Annotated in this window: 4 protein-coding genes and 1 pseudogene; 1 reads left to right on the top strand and 4 read right to left on the bottom strand. The window is 72.9% G+C overall.

What is annotated here, in order from left to right; all coding sequences use genetic code 11:
• From CCN39_RS47485 to CCN39_RS47500, 4 genes and pseudogenes are all read right to left on the bottom strand, one after another.
• Positions 1-476, bottom strand: a pseudogene (locus tag CCN39_RS47485) (phosphodiester glycosidase family protein); the annotation flags it as partial.
• 105 nt (positions 477-581) lie between these two features.
• Positions 582-1292: a maleylpyruvate isomerase family mycothiol-dependent enzyme gene (locus CCN39_RS47490; RefSeq protein ID WP_086853720.1), complete on the bottom strand. Its 711-nt coding sequence runs from the start codon at positions 1290-1292 to the stop codon at positions 582-584.
• A gap of 55 nt (positions 1293-1347) precedes the next feature.
• Positions 1348-1758 carry a nucleoside-diphosphate kinase gene (ndk, locus tag CCN39_RS47495; protein WP_086853722.1) on the bottom strand — a complete coding sequence of 137 codons (411 nt, stop codon included), beginning with the start codon at positions 1756-1758 and terminating at the stop codon, positions 1348-1350.
• Between the two features lie 121 nt (positions 1759-1879).
• Positions 1880-3436, bottom strand: a complete 1557-nt coding sequence (locus CCN39_RS47500) for an alkaline phosphatase D family protein (RefSeq protein ID WP_086853724.1) — start codon at positions 3434-3436, stop codon at positions 1880-1882.
• Positions 3437-3561: 125 nt separating this feature from the next.
• Here CCN39_RS47500 and CCN39_RS47505 point away from each other — a divergent pair.
• A partial coding sequence (locus CCN39_RS47505) for a penicillin acylase family protein (RefSeq protein ID WP_143264466.1) occupies positions 3562-4055 on the top strand: 494 nt, incomplete at its 3' end.

Raw genomic sequence — 4055 nt, forward strand, 5'->3', positions numbered from 1 at the left:
TGCCCGGCGGCGGGCGCGGTCTGGAGCTGCCCCTGGTCGATGCCGACGCCGATGGGCGCGCCGGTCGCGTTGATGTCGAAGAAGTCGCCGTTGACGCCGGCCACCGCGCCCGCCCGCGCGACCTGCTGCGACAGCGGCGTGCGCGCGGAGACCGTTCCGGGGCTCAGGTACGTCGGCTTCAGCACCTTGCTGCCCAGGTCGACGGTGAGGGTGTCGCCGCGGATCCAGCCGGCCGGGTCGAACCGGTCGAACTGGGTGAGGTTCAGGCCGGGCGCGACCTCGGTGGTCGCGCTGCCGGTGACCAGGCCGTCGTCGGGGTCCGCGGCGGCGAACGCCGGACCTTCGCGGGCCGCCGACCCGGCGGGCGCGGCCTCGACCGGCGGCGTGCCGAGCGGCGCTTCGAGGCGGTCCGCGGGGACGACGAAAGCCGTCGCGAACAGGGCGACGAACGGCAACGCGACGCGTGACTTCTTCACCAGGTACCCCAGTATCGAGTGAGAGCGAGCCGGACCAGCACAGCGCAGTGACCCGGCCGGGGGAAGACTTCCCGGTGAACGCCGCCTGAATGGTCTAGAACACCATCAGGGGGTCAAGGGTGCGGCGAGGAGCGCCTTCGCGGCGTCGCCGGTGACGCGCGGGTCCGGCCCGGTGCGCTTCCACAGGCGCAGCAGGAGATCGCGCGCCGGCGCTTCGACACTCGCGCCGCCTGCGGCCGGGCCCAGCGCGGGCGGTTCGCCGGGGTGCACGGTCCAGCCGTCGCCGGTGTCGGTGGCGCGCAGGGTGACCGGCCCGGAAAGCCGGGGAACGGCGTGCCAGCGCGTCACGCGCGGCAGCATCGCCGAGAAGACCTCGTCGACGCCGTCCGCGGCCACGGCCGGGTCGAGCACGTGGTCGCTGCCGAGGTCGGCGAGGTGGACGGCGGTTTCGTGAACCTGGCGGCGGAACCAGAACGCCTTGGTCTTGCCGGTGCCGCCGAAGTGCCAGCACGGGTCCGCGGGGTCGGCGACCTCGAGTTCGCCGAGCAGGAGCCGCGCGCTTTCGGCGTACCACGGGACGAGGTCGGCGCCCGGGCCGACGGAGAAGTCCTGCGGGTGCACCTCGCCGGTGCGGACGATCGTCGCGGCCCAGCGGTGCACGTTGCCCAGGTGCGTCGCGAGGTCGGTGACGGTCCAGCCGGCGCAGTCGGGCACGGCGGCGGCCGGGTCGGCGGTGCGCAGCGTCTCGGCGAACGCGCCGGTCAGCTCCGCCAGCACCGGGAGGTAGTCGCGCGGCGCGAACGGCATCGTCGTCATGGGGACTCCGGAAAAAGAAACCGGGGCCACGCGGACGTGGCCCCGGTCCGGGGGATCACAGGTCGGGGAACCAGAGCTTCAGCTCGCGCTCGGCCGACTCCGGCGAGTCCGAGCCGTGGACCAGGTTGTACTGGGTCTCCAGCGCGAAGTCGCCGCGGATGGTGCCCGGGGTGGCCTTCTCGACCGGGTCGGTGCCGCCGGCCAGCTGGCGGAACGCGGCGATGGCGCGCGGACCCTCGACGGCGAGCGCGACCAGCGGGCCCGAGGTGATGAACTCCAGCAGGTCGCCGAAGAACGGACGCTCCTTGTGCTCGGCGTAGTGCTCCTCGGCCAGCGCCTGCGGAACGGTCCGCAGCTCGACCGCGGCGAGCTTGAGGCCCTTGCGCTCGATCCGCGAGATGACTTCGCCGACGAGGCCGCGCGCGACGCCATCGGGCTTGACCAGGACCAGCGTGCGTTCAGTCACGACGGTGTTTCTCCTTCTGCTGTTCTTCGGGGTCCGGGTGGCGGAGGCCCCGGCTCGGGGCGAAGCCCCGGATGCCGTTGGTGCGGTGGGTTTCGGTGCGCGCGAGCCTAGCCGACCCTGTTCAGCAGCCCGCCGGGTGCAGCGTCTTCGACCACAGCGACGCCCCGGTCGCGTCGCGCAGGTCCACCGTGAGATCGCCGCTCGCGCCGTCGACGTTCAGCTCGCCGAAGTGCTGGAAGCCGTCGATCGGGGCCGTGTTCGCCGACGGCGGGGCGTGCACGAACACCGCCTGCGGGCCGAACGTCGGGTCCAGGGTGTTCGGCCCGAACGCGCCCGCGTTCAGCGGGCCGGACACGAACTCCCAGAACGGGTCGAAGTCCGGGAAGGCCGCCCGGTCGGGTGAATAGTGGTGGGCCGCGGTGTAGTGGACGTCGGCGGTCAGCCAGACGACGTTGCGGACGCGGCGGCGCTGGATCTCCCGCAGCACCCAGGCCAGCTCGGTCTCGCGGCCGCCGGGTGCGCCCGGCAGGTTGTTCGCGACCGCTTCGATGTCGGCGCCGTCCGGGACGACCAGGCCCAGCGGCATGTCGGCCTGGACGATCTTCCAGGTCGCCGTGCTGCGGCCGAGCGCGTCGGCGAGCCAGCGGGCCTGCGCGTCGCCGAGGATGTAGCCCGGCTTCGTCCGGTCCGCGGTGTTGGCGTTGCGGTAGGTCCGCATGTCCAGGACGAAGATCTCGACGCGGGAGCCGTAGGTGAAGCTGCGGTAGACGCGGCCGTCGACGGCGCGGCGCGGGTCGATCGGGTGCCACTCGTGGAACGCCTGGTACGCCCGCGGCGCGAGGACGTCGACGCGCTTCTCGGTGTAGGCCGGGTTGTCGAGGATCTTGCCCGGGTACCAGTTGTTCAGGACTTCGTGGTCGTCCCACTGGACGTAGGCGGGCACCTGCGCGGCGAAGCGCTTGAAGTGGTCGTCGAGGCGGTTGTAGGCGTGCTGGCCGCGGAACTCGTCCAGTGTCTCGGCGACCTTCGCCTTCTCGGGCGTGACCACGTTGCGCCAGGTCCGGCCGCCGGGGAGGGTGACGGTCTCGGTGAGCGGGCCGTCGGAGTACACCGTGTCGCCGCTGTGCAGGAACAGGTCCGGGCAGCGGGCGGCCATCGCGGCGAAGATCGTCATCCCGCCGAGCGCCGGGTTGATGCCCCAGTTCTGGCCGACGACGTCGCCCGACCACAGGATCCGGGTGTCGCGGCGGCCCACCGGCGCGGTGGCGAACCGGCCGGTCAGCGGCTCGCTCGTGGCACGCCCGTCGAGGGCTTCGGCGGTGACGCGGTAGTGGTACTCGGTGCCGGGCGCCAGCGCGGGGACGCGCACCCGGCCGGTGCCGCCGCTGTCCGGGCCCACCAGCGGGCCGGCCACGCGGCGGGCGTGCCGGAACGACGGGTCCCGCGCGATTTCGACGACCAGGCGCGACGGCCGGTCCGCGCGGGACCAGACGATCGCCGAGCCCGGCGTGACGTCGCCGGACTGGACGCCGTGGGTGAGCACCGGCCGGTCGCGGCGGACGAGCGGGACCGCGGCGAAGGCCGTGGACGGCACGACGAGGCCGGCGGCGACCGCGGCGGCGCCGGTCAGCCCGGTCTTGAGGAGCGTGCGGCGGGAGTGGTGGGTCGGTTCGGTCATGCGCGGTTTCTATCCCGCCGCGGCCAACACCGGCTTGCGCGCGGATGAACGAACATTGGGGTTTTCCCCCATACCCGGAGGTGATCGCCGTCGGTAGCGTGGTGATCACGATCAAGGGGGTACGAATGACGCACATCCGGAAGGCGCTGGCCGTTTTCGCGGCCGCGCTCTCGGTCACCACACTCGGCACCGGCGTCGCGGCGGCCGGGGAGGACAGCGCGAAAGCCGTGCTGCGCTACACCGAACACGGCATCCCGCACATCGTCGCCAAGGACTTCGGGGGCCTCGGCTACGGGTACGGCTACGCGGCGGCGACCGACAACGTCTGCGAGCTCGCGAAGATCTACGTCACGGTGAGCGCGCAGCGGTCGCGGTACTTCGGCCCGGACGGCGAGGGCTACCCGTCGCTGTCCGAGGCGAAGAACAACCTGCACAGCGACCTGTTCTTCCAGCAGCTCAACGACTCCGGCGTGGTCGACAGGCTCGTCGCCCAGCCCGCGCCGCAGGGGCCGCGACCCGAGGTCCGGCAGGTCGTTTCGGGCTACGTCAAGGGGTTCAACGCCTACCTGGCCCGCACCGGCCGGTCCGGGATCACCGACCCGGCCTGCCGCGGCGCCGC

The sequence above is a fragment of the Amycolatopsis kentuckyensis genome (assembly GCF_002155975.1).
Classification (GTDB): Bacteria; Actinomycetota; Actinomycetes; order Mycobacteriales; family Pseudonocardiaceae; genus Amycolatopsis; species Amycolatopsis kentuckyensis.

What these genes read in the sequence shown, in the direction of transcription:
- CCN39_RS47490 (WP_086853720.1), bottom strand. Translation starts at nt 1,292, where the DNA reads ATGACGACGATGCCGTTCGCGCCGCGCGACTACCTCCCGGTGCTGGCG.
- CCN39_RS47500 (WP_086853724.1), bottom strand. Translation starts at nt 3,436, where the DNA reads ATGACCGAACCGACCCACCACTCCCGCCGCACGCTCCTCAAGACCGGG.